This is a genomic window from Bradyrhizobium vignae, from assembly GCF_900324035.1.
In the GTDB taxonomy this organism is placed as follows: domain Bacteria; phylum Pseudomonadota; class Alphaproteobacteria; order Rhizobiales; family Xanthobacteraceae; genus Bradyrhizobium; species Bradyrhizobium vignae.
The window spans coordinates 5,736,889-5,752,022 of record NZ_LS398110.1; the positions used below are offsets into that span (position 1 = coordinate 5,736,889).

15 protein-coding genes and 2 pseudogenes are annotated in these 15,134 nt (G+C 61.4%); 8 read left to right on the forward strand and 9 right to left on the reverse strand.

Going from position 1 to position 15,134, the window contains the following annotated elements; translation table 11 throughout:
* Nucleotides 1–232: 232 nt before the first annotated feature.
* From BRAD3257_RS27880 to BRAD3257_RS27895, 6 genes and pseudogenes are all read left to right on the forward strand, one after another.
* Complete coding sequence (locus BRAD3257_RS27880) at nt 233–949, forward strand: LysR substrate-binding domain-containing protein (RefSeq protein ID WP_122404542.1); 717 nt, start codon at nt 233–235, stop codon at nt 947–949.
* 313 nt (nt 950–1,262) lie between these two features.
* Nucleotides 1,263–1,514 (forward strand): histidine kinase dimerization/phospho-acceptor domain-containing protein, encoded by a 252-nt coding sequence (locus BRAD3257_RS41220; protein ID WP_244608030.1) that lies wholly within the window; start codon nt 1,263–1,265, stop codon nt 1,512–1,514.
* Nucleotides 1,481–1,627, forward strand: coding sequence for a hypothetical protein (locus BRAD3257_RS41225; protein ID WP_244608067.1), 147 nt, complete (start codon nt 1,481–1,483; stop codon nt 1,625–1,627). Before BRAD3257_RS41220 ends, BRAD3257_RS41225 begins: the two co-directional genes overlap by 34 nt.
* Nucleotides 1,628–1,653: 26 nt before the next feature.
* Nucleotides 1,654–1,933, forward strand: a pseudogene (locus BRAD3257_RS41230) (ATP-binding protein).
* Between the two features lie 373 nt (nt 1,934–2,306).
* Nucleotides 2,307–3,311 carry a CobW family GTP-binding protein gene (locus BRAD3257_RS27890; protein WP_122404543.1) on the forward strand — a complete coding sequence of 335 codons (1,005 nt, stop codon included), beginning with the start codon at nt 2,307–2,309 and terminating at the stop codon, nt 3,309–3,311.
* Nucleotides 3,247–3,846, forward strand: coding sequence for a DUF1097 domain-containing protein (locus BRAD3257_RS27895; protein WP_347338399.1), 600 nt, complete (start codon nt 3,247–3,249; stop codon nt 3,844–3,846). Before BRAD3257_RS27890 ends, BRAD3257_RS27895 begins: the two co-directional genes overlap by 65 nt.
* Before the next feature lie 72 nt (nt 3,847–3,918).
* Here the strand turns inward: BRAD3257_RS27895 and BRAD3257_RS41235 are convergent.
* From BRAD3257_RS41235 to BRAD3257_RS27925, 5 genes and pseudogenes are all read right to left on the reverse strand, one after another.
* Nucleotides 3,919–4,044: pseudogene (locus BRAD3257_RS41235) on the reverse strand (non-homologous end-joining DNA ligase); the annotation flags it as partial.
* Complete coding sequence (locus BRAD3257_RS27905) at nt 4,041–4,436, reverse strand: hypothetical protein (RefSeq protein WP_244607717.1); 396 nt, start codon at nt 4,434–4,436, stop codon at nt 4,041–4,043. The gene BRAD3257_RS27905 and the pseudogene BRAD3257_RS41235, both read right to left, overlap by 4 nt.
* 48 nt (nt 4,437–4,484) lie before the next feature.
* Nucleotides 4,485–5,153, reverse strand: coding sequence for a sensor histidine kinase (locus BRAD3257_RS39820; RefSeq protein ID WP_209295178.1), 669 nt, complete (start codon nt 5,151–5,153; stop codon nt 4,485–4,487).
* Nucleotides 5,044–5,541: a DUF4118 domain-containing protein gene (locus tag BRAD3257_RS39825; RefSeq protein WP_160118854.1), complete on the reverse strand. Its 498-nt coding sequence runs from the start codon at nt 5,539–5,541 to the stop codon at nt 5,044–5,046. Before BRAD3257_RS39825 ends, BRAD3257_RS39820 begins: the two co-directional genes overlap by 110 nt.
* A 674-nt stretch (nt 5,542–6,215) precedes the next feature.
* Nucleotides 6,216–6,428, reverse strand: a complete 213-nt coding sequence (locus tag BRAD3257_RS27925; protein ID WP_122404547.1) for a hypothetical protein — start codon at nt 6,426–6,428, stop codon at nt 6,216–6,218.
* 153 nt (nt 6,429–6,581) lie between these two features.
* Here BRAD3257_RS27925 and BRAD3257_RS41245 point away from each other — a divergent pair, with 153 nt between their 5' ends.
* The gene (locus BRAD3257_RS41245) at nt 6,582–7,028 is read left to right on the forward strand and encodes a hypothetical protein (RefSeq protein WP_244607718.1); all 447 of its coding nucleotides are present in this window, start codon (nt 6,582–6,584) and stop codon (nt 7,026–7,028) included.
* Between the two features lie 145 nt (nt 7,029–7,173).
* The gene (locus BRAD3257_RS27935) at nt 7,174–8,277 is read left to right on the forward strand and encodes a S1C family serine protease (RefSeq protein ID WP_244607719.1); all 1,104 of its coding nucleotides are present in this window, start codon (nt 7,174–7,176) and stop codon (nt 8,275–8,277) included.
* Between the two features lie 34 nt (nt 8,278–8,311).
* Here the strand turns inward: BRAD3257_RS27935 and hpnN are convergent, their stop codons facing one another.
* From hpnN to BRAD3257_RS39830, 4 genes are all read right to left on the reverse strand, one after another.
* The gene (hpnN, locus tag BRAD3257_RS27940) at nt 8,312–10,930 is read right to left on the reverse strand and encodes a hopanoid transporter HpnN (RefSeq protein WP_122404548.1); all 2,619 of its coding nucleotides are present in this window, start codon (nt 10,928–10,930) and stop codon (nt 8,312–8,314) included.
* 167 nt (nt 10,931–11,097) lie between these two features.
* Entirely contained in the window at nt 11,098–11,970 is an 873-nt protein-coding gene (locus BRAD3257_RS27945; protein ID WP_122404549.1) for an SDR family oxidoreductase, read from the reverse strand.
* A gap of 9 nt (nt 11,971–11,979) precedes the next feature.
* The gene (locus BRAD3257_RS27950) at nt 11,980–13,809 is read right to left on the reverse strand and encodes a glycoside hydrolase family 15 protein (protein ID WP_122404550.1); all 1,830 of its coding nucleotides are present in this window, start codon (nt 13,807–13,809) and stop codon (nt 11,980–11,982) included.
* A 734-nt stretch (nt 13,810–14,543) separates the two neighbouring features.
* The gene (locus BRAD3257_RS39830) at nt 14,544–14,837 is read right to left on the reverse strand and encodes a cupin domain-containing protein (RefSeq protein ID WP_122404551.1); all 294 of its coding nucleotides are present in this window, start codon (nt 14,835–14,837) and stop codon (nt 14,544–14,546) included.
* Nucleotides 14,838–15,134: the final 297 nt, after the last annotated feature.

Genomic DNA, 15,134 nt, shown 5'->3' on the forward strand with positions numbered 1-15,134 from the left:
CTAAGCGAAGTCCCGTCAAAGATTTCATGGACTTACAGACCAATCCCTCCCCAAGTCCCGATAGCCGGCATCGACCAGCGTTACCTACCGGTCGTAAGAGCGAGCTTTCCGATCCCATCTTCCGGTCCTATCCGGCCGCAAAAAATTCCAGGATCGGCTCATCGCGGAATTGCGCGAGCTGACAGGAGTCGCGATTCCTGGCGGACGCGTACATTGGTCAGTCGGATAGAGCATGGGCGACCCAAGGGAATTCACGATCAAACCCGACGATTCGTTCACCGGGTCCGTGTGCGACCACAGCCTGGGCTTCGTCAATTTTCGCAAGCGGGAGGTCACCGAGCCGGGGCGGCTCTTCTACGAACAGTCGATCCAGGTGCTCGCGCGTGTCGAAGAGATGCGCACGATGATGAAGCGCACGCTCAAGATCGAGAAGAGACGGCTCACTATTGGATTCGTGGGCTCGGTGCTCTACGGGCACCTGCCCGAACTGATCCGGGAGTTCCGCCGCGCGGCGCCGGAGGTCGAGCTCCATCTGGTCGAACTCGTCACTCTTGAACAGATCGCCGCCCTCAAGGAAGGCCGCATCGACATTGGCTTTGGACGCGTGCGCTTCGACGATGACGAGGTTCGTCGCATCATCTTGCGCGAAGAGCAGTTGGTGGCGGCCCTGCCGATGGATCACCCGTTGGATAAGCAGAGCGGTCCTGTGTCGCTCGAGCAACTCGCCGAAGAGCGCCTCATTCTCTATCCCCGCGCGCCCCGCCCGGGCTACGCCGATCAGGTCATCGCACTCTTCCACGATCGCGGACTCGAACCCCGGATCGCACATGAAGCGCGCGAGCTTCAGATTGCGGTCGGCCTCGTCGCTGCCGAGGAAGGCGCTTGCATCGTGCCGGTCCGGCCGAATCTCAGTCGGCGCGAGATGCCGTCTCTGACCGAACTCGGGTGACATCCTTCACCTCAACGGCAGGAGAAGCAGCTCCCCAGCTATTTCTCACGTAGTTGAGCACCGCTGCGATCTGGCGATCATCGAGTTGCCGGCCATACGGCGGCATACCCGGCGCTGTCGGCTCGGCTTGCGTGCTTGCACTGCGGGCGCCCCGGAGAAAGTTTCGGATCACCGTCGTCGGATCACTCGAGCGGACCATCGCCGACTCGCGAACTGACGGAAAGAGGTGGGCGACCCCTTTGCAGCGAGCGAAAGTGAACGCAGGTACCGGCAAGTGCAGGCGGAACTGGCGCATGCAAATCGCGTGGTGACGATGGGCCAGATCACAGGGTCAATCGCCCACGAGGTAAACCAGCCGATCACGGCTGCGGTCATCCGTGCGCAGGCAGCCTTGCGCTGGCTCGGACGCGAGCCGCCAGATCTTGGAGAGGTGCGGGAGTTGCTCACCCAGGTCGTCAGGAATGCCGCGCGAGCCGGCGAGGTCGTTGGACGGATCCGGGATATCATTAAGAAAGTGCCCCCCGGCAGGACTTGCTGGAGATCAACGGCCCGATCCGCGAAGTGATCGAACTCACCCGCAGCGAGGCGACCAAGAATGGCGTGTCCGTGAGCGCGCATCTGCCCGAAGGCCTGCCTCTCATTCGTGGCGATCGTGTTCAACTCAGCAAGTCGTGCTGAATCTCATCATAAACGCCATCGAAGCCATGAGTGGCGTCAGCGATGGTGCCCGAGAATTGCAGATCACCACGGCCAAAACAGAGTCGGATGACGTGCTTGTGGCCGTCCGAGATTCGGGTCCTGGATTTACGCCGGCAACACTCGAACGCATTTTTGAGGCCTTCTACACAACCAAAGCATCTGGCTGGGCTGTCGATCTGTCGTTCGATCGTCGAAGCACACGGCGGACGTTTTTGGGCGAGCACGAATGACCCCCGGGGCGCCTTGTTTCAGTTCGCTCTACCTCCAGGAGAGGGATACCGCTGAGCATGATGGTGGTCCGGGTGTGCATGTCCGACGTCAAGCAGACGCAATTGTTGCTACGATGGCAGAAGCCTGGTCACCCAGCTTGCGATTCTAACCGACGATTTTCCCTTTTGAATCCGACGCCGAGCGGCTCGAGCTTTCGCACCGTCTTCTTAACGCGAATTCCGTCCTTCGACCCACGTTCCGAGCTACGGTTCGCGCGATGACTAGGGGTGATATCGCGCCACTTCTTTAGGCATCATCTGAAGCGGAATTGAGCAACTCCCGGCATGCTGCATTGCTTTGAACCTGTTTGGCCGAATTCTCGCGTCAGGGACTGTTGTGACTCGCCAACGCCAAACCTAGCGTCCTGCCAACGTAGGGAGAGCGAGCTATGCCAACAACATCATCGCGGAAAATTCCAGTCACGGTTCTAACCGGCTTTCTGGGATCGGGGAAAACAACTCTGCTCAACCAACTGCTCGAAAGCGATCTATTGGCGGATTCCGCCGTCATCGTGAACGAGTTTGGATCGATCAGTATCGATGCTGAATTGGTCGTCGGCGTCCACGAAGAGATCCTGCAGATCAACAACGGTTGCATCTGCTGCACCGTCCGGAAGGACCTCGTTTCAACGATCACCAATTTGCTCTCCGGCGAGAAAACGATCCGTCGGATCCTCATCGAGACGACCGGGCTTGCCGATCCCGCAGCCGTCATTCAAAGCTTCATCGTCGACGAAACCCTGTCGGACGCCACTACGCTCGATGCGGTCGTCACCGTAATCGATGCTGTCCATATCGACCATTGGCTCGCCGACCAGAGCTCGGGCGAAAACGTTGCCGCGGAGCAAATCGCGTTCGCCGACGTCGTGGTGATCAGCAAGCGTGATCTGGTTGACGCTTCCGCTTTTGCCGCACGCGAAGCAACTGTTCGAGGCATCAATCCGATGGCGCGCATCGTTTCGGCCATCAACGGCCGCGTCGACATCGGCTCAATCATCGACGTCAAGGCCTTCGACTTGAAGAACTGCCTGGCCATCGAACCGTTGCTGCTCTCCGAATTCGAGCACGAGCACGATCTCTCCGTCGTCAGCGTTGAGGTTCGTGAGGATCGCCCGCTGGACGGCCCGCGCTTCTTCCGGTGGCTAAACGCCTTTGTTCAACAGAACGGCGAAACGCTACTGCGCTCGAAGGGCATTCTTTGGCTGAAAGGGGAAGCGCGGCGCTGGGTGTTTCACGGTGTCCATATGACGCTTGAGGGTAGACCGGGCCGGCCTTGGGCGGCGAACGAGCCTCGATTCAGCGCGATCGTCTTCATCGGAAGAGGGCTCGATGCTGTTCAAATTCGCAGCGGCATCGCCGATTTGGCTCGACCCGGCACAAGTCTGGTCGCTTAGCGACCCGCCAATCCAATTTCAACGGGAGAAAATGACGATGACGCCCCTGCTCGCCCTAACGATAAGCATCGCCGTGCTCGGTGGTGTGGACACCTACTTGACTGCAACCGTCCTGCCCATTCCGGTCTGGGTGACATTCATCGCCTGGGCTTCGTTCTTCGCTTGCGGCGGCACGTCGGCGGGCTTTGTCAAATCGGTCGCGTCGAACTGGATTGGGGTCATCATATCCAGCTTTTGCCTGCTCGCCATTGCGGCGGCTCCGGGGTCGGCCGCGTTTGCCGCAGTGAGCGTCGGTCTGGGCAGTGGCGCGATGATTCTCGCCTCCTCCCATCGGGCATTGGGATTTCCGCCCGCCATCGTCTTCGGCTTTGCCTCGACCGTCGGAACGGTCGCCGCTACGGGAAGTCCGATCACGGATGCGAGTATCACTAACCCGGCGTTGACTGCAGCATTTTCCATACTGGTCGGAGCCGCGTTCGGCTTCGTTTCCGAGAAGTTCGCCGACGTTCTGGCCACGCGCCGGGCTACGGCCTAATCAAGCGAGGGGAAACCGCTTATGAAATTGCAGCACTATCTCGGCGGCCTTGAAGGGCTCGATCCGATATCACTCGCAGACCATCCGAAATCCGTCGTACTTGTCCTCAAACACCCCATGAGGATCAACGAAAGGGGCATCGGTGAGCGTGGCCAGCATCGGCTGCAAGCGCTTAGGGAGCGTTGACTTTCGGCTCATTTCGAAGCCGATTGCCGATCGACAATTCTCTCGGTGCTGCCGACATGGAAGACCCCGAACAGGCGCGCTCGAGCCGAAACGAATGCTTTCCAGAGTTTCGCGAACCAAGAGATCGTGAGCAGCTTCGGTTTCACGATCACGAAAAGCCGCTCGACCACTAGGAGGCTAAATGCGTAGCACGCCACGATCATCGCCGTCCCGGTGATCCAATGGCCCTCTCCTGCCACCGCTGCCGCGACGAGCTTCAGGGGCTCTACGGTAGCTGTCGGGAGAGCCAGCAAGAAGAGCGACGGGTAGGGACCGAGTCCTTCGATCGACCTTCTTAAGTTCATGCATGCTCCTCCGGGAGAAGAACGACGGCAGCCTGCCGGTGGTTCCTGGTAACGGAACATACGTCGCATGATCTCGTTTTAGGCGCGGCGAGCATCGTCCTGTGGCGCTCATGCGTCACGCGCGAGTGAAACCTGCACCTCGCAGCCTTCCGAAAGAGGCCTTCTCGTCACGGCCCCTTTCATCTGGGACGCCAGCAGGCTGATCAAGCGCGTGCCGAGCCCGCTCTTGCCTTCGAGCGGACAACCGACACCGTTGTCCTGTACGGTCACGAGGATGCTGTCGTCTTTGGCGCGCACGTCCACCTCCACCGCGCCGCGGCGTCCCTCGGGGAAGGCGTACTTGAAGCAGTTCGTCACCAGTTCGTTCACGATCAGCCCGATCGACGCCGCCTGCGAGCTCCGCACCTCTATGTTCTCGCAGTGGACACCGATCGAGATCGTGCGTACGCCACGATGAAAATTGGCGAGGCTTCCGCATAGCGCTTCGATGTACGCTGCGAGGTCGATGCGGTTGCTGTCAGCAGTATCGCGCAAACGGTCGTGGACCTTGGCGACCACGTCCACCCGGCTCACCGCTGAGGCAATTGCTGCCTGGACCGCAGGGTCCGTCGCCGAGCGGGCTTGAAGCCTAAGGACGGAGACTATGGTGGCGAGGTCGTTCCGCGTTCTATGCGCGCGCTCCTGCAGCAGAACTTCCGAATATCGGTTGGCTTCGGCAAGCTTCTGCAGAGTGTGCCGCAGGAGCTCGGTGACGGCCGCAATGCAGATGCCGGTCAAGACGAATAGGACGAGCGGGATCGCCGCAGACGATGGGGGGGCCCGGGATGAAGTACGCGGCAGCAAGCGCGGCCCCTGCCGCGGTGGTCAGGATACCACTGCCGCGGTCGAAGAGGACAGAGGACAGGAAGATGGCCGGGATGAAGAGCAGAACGGGGTAGGAGCGCAGGTGATCGTCCAGCATCACCCGGGCGAAGAACGCGATGCCAACCAGGCCGAGCGTCAACGTGTAGCGCACCCAGATCGGAAAGTCCGACCTGGCCGTGAAGAGGCGGTGCAGAAAGGCTTCCATTCGGGAAGAACGTGCCTTCCAAGCTCGATGTTCCGAACCTGTCAGGCCGTTTCCGAACGTCTCTTCAAGCGGCTCGCGTCGCAGGCGATCTACCATGCGACAAAGCCCTAATCGGACCATAGCACGCGCGCCGGGAGCGCCTGTATCCTTTGGAGCTCAATCGCTCGCAAAGCAGGGCTTGCGATTGGGACTCGCTCGGGCACGGGCGGCTGCTACCCCCGTCACAAGATGCCGAACTCAAAGGGCGCAATCGGTTCAAACCAAGGATTTGGCGGCACTTGGATCAATTGGCATTTGACGCGAAAGCGCTTGGCCGCCCGACGATTGCGTGGACGGCGCAACCAGCCCTGATCGGTGGCGACCGCTCTCTCGCCCCTCGAGCGGGATATCGCGTGCCGCCGCCATCAGGCGGCCCGAGAGAGCGAGTGCCTCCTCTGGCGGAGATAGCGCGTAAATTCGAGCAAGGTCATCGCATTCAGCACCCTTTCCGGGGTACGCCGCCCTCCCCGGCCATCTCACGCCCCAGTTGCATGCGGTCGAGCTCGGCAATCGAGTGCGCGTCCGGATTTGATGATCATTATGTGGCCGAATTCGAGCGCCGCCTGGTGCCAGCGCCAATCCAGGTCGAGGCGCCACGGGTGGGCGTTGATCTCGACCAGGCGTCGCGCTTGGCGTAGGCCCGAAGCACCTTCTCGATGTCGATGTCATAGCCGGGCCGTCGCTGGAGCTGCCGCCCCGTCATGTGGCCGATGATCCGTGCGCTGTTGCCGCTATTTCTTCGGCGCTGCTGGACCAGTCTCGTTTGATCCTGTCGTCGTTGCTGGCGGCGCGCTTTGATTCGATGCGGTCGTGTTGTGCCGGCCTGAATAGTAAAACCCACCCACGATGATCACGATCACGCAGATGGCCAAAGCAGCCCAACCTCCCCAGTTGTTTCGCCGATTCAGGTTGCCGACAGGTCGATTGTCGTTCGGATAGGTCATGCCAGTTTCTCCTCAAAATCAGAAGGCGCCGAGAAAAGAAGCGTTCCTATTGGCGTCGCCTCGATCTCGCGAACAGCGCGGTCATCAATTGTGGTGTGTTTGGAACGATCAGACCGGCAGCTCGCTTCTCTGATTTGCGGCTCAGGAAGCCGCATGAGCGCGAACGCGTATCAATTTAGGAGAAGCTCCATGAAAACGCTCGCTATGGCAGCTGCGTTGTTCACCTGCTTCGCGGTCCCGGCCTTTGCCCAAACCACGGCGCCCGCCAACAGCTCGCAGATGGACGCAGCGTCCGCCAGCCACGATCAGAAGAGCCCCGCCGATGCTGCCCAGTCCAATGGCGGTGCCCAAAACAAGTCGGCGATCGAGAGCATCAGGAAGGATCTCCAAGCCGCAGGCTTTACCGATGTGAAGGTCGTGGCCCAGTCCTTCGTCGTGCAGGCAAAATCGAAGGACGGGAATCCCGTGGTGATGACGATTGGTCCGCATGGCATGTCGGTTTTCGAGGCCATGACGTCGGGCGGCTCCTCAGGCACCGTGGGATCGGGTGCGGGCAGCGCCGCGCCCGGCAATTCCAACGGTTCCGGAGCGCAAAAGTAAGGTCGCGTGAGGCCGCGGTGTACGTGCGGCCTCACCCGACCCCTGTTCCCAGAAGCGCGTCACGTCATTTGCGAGAGGCACTGAGCCATCGCCAGACGCGCTAAACGGTCGCAAAAGGGAGGGGGGTCCTGTAAGGAGGCGTCACGTGCCCATTCGTTTCCTGCGCGTGGTGATTGTTTGGTTGCTCGTATTGGCAACCCTCTGGGTGATGCAGCCCTACCTGTCTGCACTCTGGTTTTCTGCCTCTACTCCTCGGACTGTAACACCTCGCGCCGAGCTCGCCGCCAGCGAGCAGGCGACTGTCCGCCTCTTCAAGGAGGTCTCTCCGTCCGTCGTGCATGTGTTTGCACGTGGCAGGCCTAGCCCGTCCGTGTTTTCCGATGAACAGGACAGTGTTGTGCAATCTGGGTCAGGCATCATATGGGATTTCGCGGGGCATGTGATCACGAACAATCACGTCATCAGCGGCACCGCTCACATCGGGGTTCGGCTGACGTCAGGCGAATTCGTCGCGGCGCATGTCGTCGGCGCCGCTCCCAACTACGACCTCGCTATTCTTCAATTGGAGCGGCCAAGGTCGGCACTGCATCCGATTGCTGTCGGCCGTTCGGCAGATCTGCAGGTAGGCCAGAGCACATTCGCGATCGGCAACCCCTACGGTCTCGACCAGACTCTGACCTCTGGGATCGTGAGCGCACTTGGTCGAACCCTACCATCGGTGACTGCGCGCGAGGTGAAGGGGATGATCCAGACCGACGCGCCCATCAATCCGGGAAATTCCGGCGGTCCGCTGCTCGATAGTGCCGGCCGACTGATCGGTGTGAACAGTGCGATCATCTCCGGCTCGGGCGCATCGGCCGGAATCGGATTCGCTATTCCTGTCGACATCGTCAACCGCGTCGCAGCCGAGTTGATCCGTAGTGGTCACGTTCCCTTGTCGGGGGTCGGCATCGTGGCGGCCAAGCAGGGCGAGGCAACAAGTCTCGGAATTGACGGCGTCATCGTCCTCCGAACCTTGCCTGGCTCTCCGGCCGCTAAAGCCGGGATTGAAGGCGTGAGTGAGGACGGAGTGATCGGGGATGTCATTACCGAAGTGAACGGCAAGTCCGTCCACAGCATGGAAGAATTGACTTCGATCCTTGAAGATGAGGGCATCGGCAAGCAGATCGAATTGACCCTCGACCGCGCAGGACAAACCCGCAGCGTCAAGTTGTCCATCGCTGACGTCTCTCAGCTGGCCCAGCGATGAACGCTGTCCACACTCGAATCCATTCACCGGGCTGCTATTCCGCCGCCTCGCGCAATGGAGGCACCTCCGCATGCGGTTTGATCTGCCGTGGTTGCCCCATCAGAACCGGCTGAAACAGCACGGCGGCGGCCATGGTGCAGGCGAGCGCCAGCGCCATCATCTTTCCCATGCTCGACATGCCCGGGTAGTTGGAGGCCCACATGCTGCCGAAAGCCGCCGCATTAGTCATGGCGCTGAACACCACGGCCCGCGTCAATGTCGACTGGAGCAGTCCGGTTTTGCCGGCGCGCCAAGCCATGATGTAGTAGATCTTGAACGCCACCCCGACGCCGAGCAGCAGCGGAAGCGCGATGATATTGGCGAAATTGAGTTGCGGACCGAGCAGGACGGACAGCTCCAGCGTAAGCGCCCCCGCGACAAGCAGCGGGATCAGCGTGAGCAGGACGTCGGTGATGCGTCGCAAAGCGATCGCGAGGAGAATGGCGATCGCAACCAGAGCCATGATTCCAGCCTCCACGAAAGCGCGGGTTACTGTTCTGGCGGACTCGTAATAGCTGACCGCGGCCCCCGCAGCGGCAGGCTCGGCGGTAAGAACAGCTTCGGCGAATTTTCGCAGCACGTCGACGTTGTTGGCATCGCCTTTGGCGAGCGCCTGCACCCGCGCGCGACCGTCTTGCAACTGCCAGTCGCGGACCAGGTCGGCAGGGAGGCGTTCGCGCGTCACCGGTTGAGCCGAAAGAGTCTTGCGAAGGCGGTCCAGATCGTGGTTCAGGGAGGGAACCACCGCCGCATCGGCCTTGCGGCGAATGTCGGCCGAGGCACTTGCCAGCTGATCGAGTTGCGAAGCGACGGCGCGTGCGTCGTCCCCCACCGCGCCACTAGCGCCGGTTGCCACCTTCAAGAGCGTCTGTGCCGTGCTGCGAAGCGCGTTCACGGTATCCTCGTCGTTCGGTGCGGGCCTCTTGCCGCGTGGATTGAGCGCTGGCCCGATCGCGCGGTCGGCGGCATGGATGGCAGCGAGCTTCTGCTCCTGATCGGTTGGAATGAAGTTCGTCAGCGTCATCACGCGCGCGACCTCCGGAAGCGACGAAAGCCGTTTAGCGATCAGATCCGCCTGCTGTTGCGATCCCGCCAGCACCTCGGCATCGTTTCCGTTGGTCTCGGGCTCCGATTGCAGCTTCCGATAGGTGACCACCGATGGAGAATTGGATTTCTGAAGGTCGACGGGGTTGAAATCGAACGGGAGGTGAAACAGCAGTGGCGTGCCGGCTAAGACGACAAGAATGGTGCCAACGATCACCGCGATGCGGTGGCGCTGCAGAAATGCGTCGACCGGCGCAAGCCATTTGAAGCCCACCGCGGCGGATTCGCCTGGCGGATTGAGCGCGGTCAGCATCGCCGGTACTAACGTAATGCTACAGGCGAAAGCGATCAGCATACCGAAGCCGGCAATCAATCCGAGCTCGGACAGACCGCGATAGTCAGTCGGCAAGAAAGCAAAAAAGCCGATCGCGGTGGCGGCCGCCGCGAGCGCCAGCGGCGCGCCCGCCTTATGGGCGGCGCAGCGCAGCGCGTGACGGAGGTTATCCAGCTCGTGCCGTTCGGTCCGATAACGCACGCTGAACTGAATGCCGAAATCGACGCCGAGTCCGACGAACAGCACAAAGAACGCAATCGAGATCAGGTTGAAGGAGCCAACCATGAGAAGTCCCAGAGCGGCGGTTGCGGCGAGCCCGACAGCCAGGCTGAAGAACACCGCGGCAATGAGCCTGAAGGAACGGAGTGCAAGCCAAAGGATCACCAGCACGCCAATCAACGCCGTGAGGGTGTCGCGCACCGCGCTGGAGCGGATCACCGAGAACTGATCGTCATTCATCGGGACCTCGCCCGTGAGGCTGATCTCAGCTCCGAAACGCTGCTTCAGCTGAAGATCGGAGGCTGCCTTCCGGATTGCTTCGGTTGCCGCCCGGCCGGGTTGAAGTGCTTTGAAGTCGAGCTTCGGGGCAATTTCGATGAAGTGTCGCGATTGGTTTTCGGCCAGAGCGTGCCCTTGCAGAAGCTCCTGCCAGGAGAAGAATGCAGGTTTGTTGGCGAGGACGCCATCCAAGACTTTTCGCGTGAGCGAAAGTGGCCAGCCGAGCTGCTCGAGCTTCAGTCGACCTGCCGCAACGGCCTGCGCAGCCGAGCCCAGTACGTCGACTGCGCCGCGCAAGGTCGGATCGGCCGCAAGGGCCTCCAGGAAGCGGCGGGCACGAGACAGCCCCTCGGCTGTCCGTTGCACATCTGCGGTCGAGCCAAGCAGCAGGCTATTGCGCTCGAAGAACTCGCCGCTGTCGGGCTGGACGAGGTCGCGAAACAGCCCCGGATTTTCCTTCAGCCTTTGGGCAAGCTCGTCGGTCGCAACGTCAGCATTTTCCGGCGTCGTCGCCGTCACGACGACGGAGATTCCCTTTTGCGGAAACGCTTTCGAGAGCTCGACCTGGCGCTGATGCCAAGGAAGGTTCTGCGAGACGAGTGTCTGGATATCCGTGTTGATGGAAAACCGCGTTGCGGCGTAGAACGCGCAGGCAACTAGCAAGAGCGCTCCCACGAGGATGGTGACTCGCCAGCGGCGGACGCAAAGATCGACGATGTTGACGACCGCTTGAGTCATTTGCCTCGTTTATCGTGCAAGCGCTTGCCAGTTGGAATAGCCGAAACTCCCTCTACCCGATCCCCAGGAAGCAGATGCGTAACGCGCGAAGCGGTCGCCGGTTGCTGCCGGCATGTCGGGGAACTCAGGCCTCGAGGCGGCCGAGACATGCGCATCAGCGGTACGACCTAGCCTCCGGTCGCAAAGCCGGGGAAGAGCATCATGCCGCCGTCGATGAATAGTGTTGCGCCTGTGACGTAGTCGGCGGCATCCGACACCAGCCACGCGACAGCCTGGGCGATGTCGTCTGGCTCTCCTATGCGCTTATAAGGAACCAAGGTCATCAGGCTTTCGTAGGCTTCTTTGGTCTCCCAGGCCGGCCGGTTAATGGGCGTGCGAATGGCGCCCGGCGCAATCCCGTTGACACGAATGGCGAGCGGAGCCACCTCCTGGGCCACGCTTCGCATCATCTGCATGACGCCGCCTTTCGAGGCTGCATAGTTCGCGTGCCCCGCCCAGGGTATCTCCTGATGGACCGAGCTCATGCAGATGAGCTTGCCGGCCGCGACGGAGATGTGCTTCACGACACCTCGGCGTTTGAATTCGCGGATGGCTTCCCGGGCGCAGAGAAACTGGCCGGTCAGGTTGACGCCGATGACCTTATTCCACTGCTCAAGGGTCATGTCGTGGAAGGGGGCATCGCGCTGCAAGCCGGCGTTGTTCACCACGATGTGCAACGTGCCGAAGTGCTCGACAGCGCTGGCGAACATCGACTGGACGTCCTCCTCACTGCTGACGTCCGCCCTGACCGTCATCGCCTTCCGGCCCAACGCTTCGATCCGGTGGGCCACGTCTTCAGCCGCTTGCGGGTCCACGACGTAGTTGACGACGACGTCGGCGCCAGAGGCGGCGAGACCCAAGGCCACCGCACGGCCGATGCCTGAGTTTGCGCCGGTGACGAGGGCTGGCTGGCCCTCCAGCACGACCGGAAAGCGGGCTGCGGTTCGAGGACGCTCGCCGGGGAGGGCTGGCGCTGTCGGGTCGATCGTGGTCTCTGCCATGGTTGCCTCCTAAAGCGAGTTCTGCGCCTGCTGTCCTTTGCTGGGAACTGGCTTCTTGCTGCCGCGGTGCTCAGAGGGCTTCTCGCGGTGCGTAAGGTTATGGGCGGTATTCACCAGCGCGATATGCGAGAACGCTTGCGGGAAATTTCCGACGAGACGCTTTCGTGCGACGTCGTACTCTTCTGAGAGAAGTCCAACGTCGTTGCGCAGCGCCAGGAGCCGCTCGAACAAGGCCCTGGCATCCGCGTCGCGGCCAGTGAGGTGATACGCGTCCGCGAGCCAAAAGCTGCAGGCGAGGAACATGCCTTCACCGGGCGGGAGTCCGTCCTTCGTCGCGCCAGTGTCGTACCGCCGGACGAAGCCGTCTTGGAGCAGTTCCCGCTCTATCGCCTTGATGGTCGAGATCACGCGCGGATCATCGGGCGGCAAGAATCCGACTGCCGGAATGAGCAGGAGGCTGGCATCGAGCTGCGGCTCGCCATACACCTGCACGAAACTCTGCAGCCGTTCATCGTAACCGTGCCGACACACATCTTCGTGGATCGCGGCGCGTTGTGCTTCCCACTCTTGTACTGGCCCATGCATGCCGAATTCGGCCGCCGACTTGATGGCACGATCGAAGGCGACCCACGCCATGATCTTCGAGTAGGTAAAATGCTTTGCGCCGCCGCGGACCTCCCAAATGCCTTCGTCCGGTTCGGTCCAGATGTCTTTGAGATGATCGAGCAGGGCGCCTTGGATCGCCCATGCTCGATTGTTCTCATGAAGGCCGCCGCGGCGCGCCTGATAGAGAGCGTCCATCAACTCGCCGTAGACGTCGAGCTGAAGCTGGGTGTGCGCCGCATTTCCGATGCGCACCGGCTTCGAACCTTCATATCCTGAGAGCCACGGCACCTCCCACTCGATCAGTCGGCGTTCGCCCGTGACCGCGTACATGATCTGGAGTTGCTTGGGGCTTCCCGCCACCGCGCGGACGAGCCAATCTCGCCAGGCCCGCGCCTCATCGTAGTAGCCCGCTCCCATGAGGGCCAAGAGGGTCAGCGTGGCATCGCGCACCCAGCAGAACCGATAATCCCAGTTTCTTGGGCCCCCGATCTGCTCGGGAAGGGAGGTGGTCGCCGCGGCAACCATGCCGCCGCTCGGGGCAAACGTCAGCGCCTTAAGGGTTATCAGCGACCGCAGAACCGCCTCGGAGTAGGCGCCCGCCGCTTCGCAGCGACTGGACCAATCGCGCCAGAAGCGCTCCGTTGCCTCCAATAGGGCGCTTGGATCCTCGGCAGCCGCAGGCTCCTGGTACGAAATCTGATAGGAAAGAACGAAAGCGACGCGCTGGCCCTTCTTGACCGAAAACGCGCTGATGCTCTTCATTGACTCGCCGCGCATGGGCGCTTCGGTTCTGAGCAGCAGCATCGAGTCCCCCGCAACTAGGCTGAGCGCTCCGTCTTCAATGCGACTGACCCACGGAACGCTGATGCCGTAGTCGAAGCGCGCGACCAGCTCGCTGCGCATGTCGACCTTGCCCTCGAGGCCCTCGACGATCCGCACGACCTTTGAAACGTCTGTCTTTGGAGGCATGAAATCGATGAGGCGGACACGCCCCTGGTTGGTCGTGAAGACCGTCTCTAGGACCAGCGTCCCGGGCCGGTAGCAGCGCTCGCTTGGATGTTTATCGACCGGGCAAAGCTTCCAGTATCCGTTCTCTTCGTTGCCGAGGAGCCGTCCGAAGCAGCTATCGGAGTCGAAACGAGGGAGGCAGAGCCAATCGATCGACCCGTCGCGCCCAACCAGGGCTCCGGTCTCACAATCGCCGATCAACGCGTAGTCTTCGATCCGAGCCATTCAACGTACCCAGTCGGACCAATGGGCGTCTCGCCCTTGGGTTCCGGCTGAGGGATTTCGGCGGCATAGACTTTCGGCGAAGGGCAGGTCCGACGCTAAGAGCGGCGGGTAGGTGGCCGCCTTGTCTGGTCATCCGTCTTCGCGCTTCTCGTGGCGCGTCCTTCGGTGCCGCCGCCCCCGGTTACCGAACCTGCAACGGTATACAGCAGCGTGTGGTCATCCTGGCTTGAGACGAAGGACCCCACCCCGATGGTGCCTTCAGCGCCAGGCTTATCCTCCACGACGACGGGCTTGCCCCATTTCTTCGAAAGCGCGTCCGCGAATATCCGAGCCGCGGCGTCGTTGGCACTTCCAGGCGGAAACGTTGCAATCAGCTTCACCGGGCGGTCGGGCCACTCCGCCCGCGCGGCGCTTGAGCAGGCAAGTACCGTAGCGCAAACCGAGACAAGAAGACGAATCGCGCCCGTCGTGCGGCACGAAAATCCACGTCCGACAAACGCCACGCGAACGCGAGACCGTTGGTTGTCGCCGCAACATTTTCATCGCCTCCTGTTCTGCGAACGCGCATATCAGGCGCGCTCCCGCTTCGTGGGAGCCTGCGCCGTAGACTCAAGTTCGTTGCCTTTGCCGCCCGCAGCGACGCACTCGGCTTCGCTGCCGCATGGGCATGGGGCGCTGATGCCACCGAGCCGCGGCAGCGAGTCGGGCATTCCTCTTAACGAGCGTTCTCCAAGTCACTGGTCGCACAACCGCTTGTATTCAATGCGGATGGCGTGGAACGGCTTGTTGCCGGTGTTCTCGATCGCATGCTCAGCTTGAGCCGGGAGGCGCACCATCAGCGGCAACTCGACAGATTGTTGCCCTTGCACGACCGATTGGAACACCTTACCGTCCTTGTCATAATTGGTGTAGGTCGGACGCGAGTCCACCACCATCACGCTGGGCCATCGATGGTGATGCGAGGCTTCGCGTTCACCGGGAAGAACGGTCACCTCCAACACGCGCAGGTTTGCCGTTTCGTAAATCACCTTGTGATTCCGTGGCGCTGCGGTCACTGCCTCCCGGCTTTCTGCCCAAGCCGCAGCGTCTGCCAGGCCACTACACATTGAAGCGGTCTGAGCAAGGCTGGACGTTGTCACTATCGTGGCGGCCAACGCGGCTATTGCAGCAAACACCGGCGTCCTCATCATTGTCTCCCACAGGGCAGTTTCGAGGTGCAGCCTAGGCGGCGGGGTCGATGGCGTCGAGCAACTTGGTTGAAACTTAGTCGTGAGTTATTATCACGAATGGATGCCTTGGTTGGATGGGAATGCGTCGTGGATCGC

Bases quoted from the DNA above. Each gene is read 5' to 3' on its own strand.
- BRAD3257_RS27880 (WP_122404542.1), top strand. From the start codon at position 233: ATGGGCGACCCAAGGGAATTCACGATCAAACCCGACGATTCGTTCACC.
- BRAD3257_RS41220 (WP_244608030.1), top strand. From the start codon at position 1,263: ATGGGCCAGATCACAGGGTCAATCGCCCACGAGGTAAACCAGCCGATC.
- BRAD3257_RS27890 (WP_122404543.1), top strand. From the start codon at position 2,307: ATGCCAACAACATCATCGCGGAAAATTCCAGTCACGGTTCTAACCGGC.
- BRAD3257_RS27895 (WP_347338399.1), top strand. From the start codon at position 3,247: ATGCTGTTCAAATTCGCAGCGGCATCGCCGATTTGGCTCGACCCGGCA.
- BRAD3257_RS27905 (WP_244607717.1), bottom strand. From the start codon at position 4,436: ATGTTCCGTTACCAGGAACCACCGGCAGGCTGCCGTCGTTCTTCTCCC.
- BRAD3257_RS39825 (WP_160118854.1), bottom strand. From the start codon at position 5,541: ATGGTAGATCGCCTGCGACGCGAGCCGCTTGAAGAGACGTTCGGAAAC.
- BRAD3257_RS27925 (WP_122404547.1), bottom strand. From the start codon at position 6,428: ATGACCTATCCGAACGACAATCGACCTGTCGGCAACCTGAATCGGCGA.
- BRAD3257_RS41245 (WP_244607718.1), top strand. From the start codon at position 6,582: ATGAGCGCGAACGCGTATCAATTTAGGAGAAGCTCCATGAAAACGCTC.
- hpnN (WP_122404548.1), bottom strand. From the start codon at position 10,930: ATGACTCAAGCGGTCGTCAACATCGTCGATCTTTGCGTCCGCCGCTGG.
- BRAD3257_RS27945 (WP_122404549.1), bottom strand. From the start codon at position 11,970: ATGGCAGAGACCACGATCGACCCGACAGCGCCAGCCCTCCCCGGCGAG.
- BRAD3257_RS27950 (WP_122404550.1), bottom strand. From the start codon at position 13,809: ATGGCTCGGATCGAAGACTACGCGTTGATCGGCGATTGTGAGACCGGA.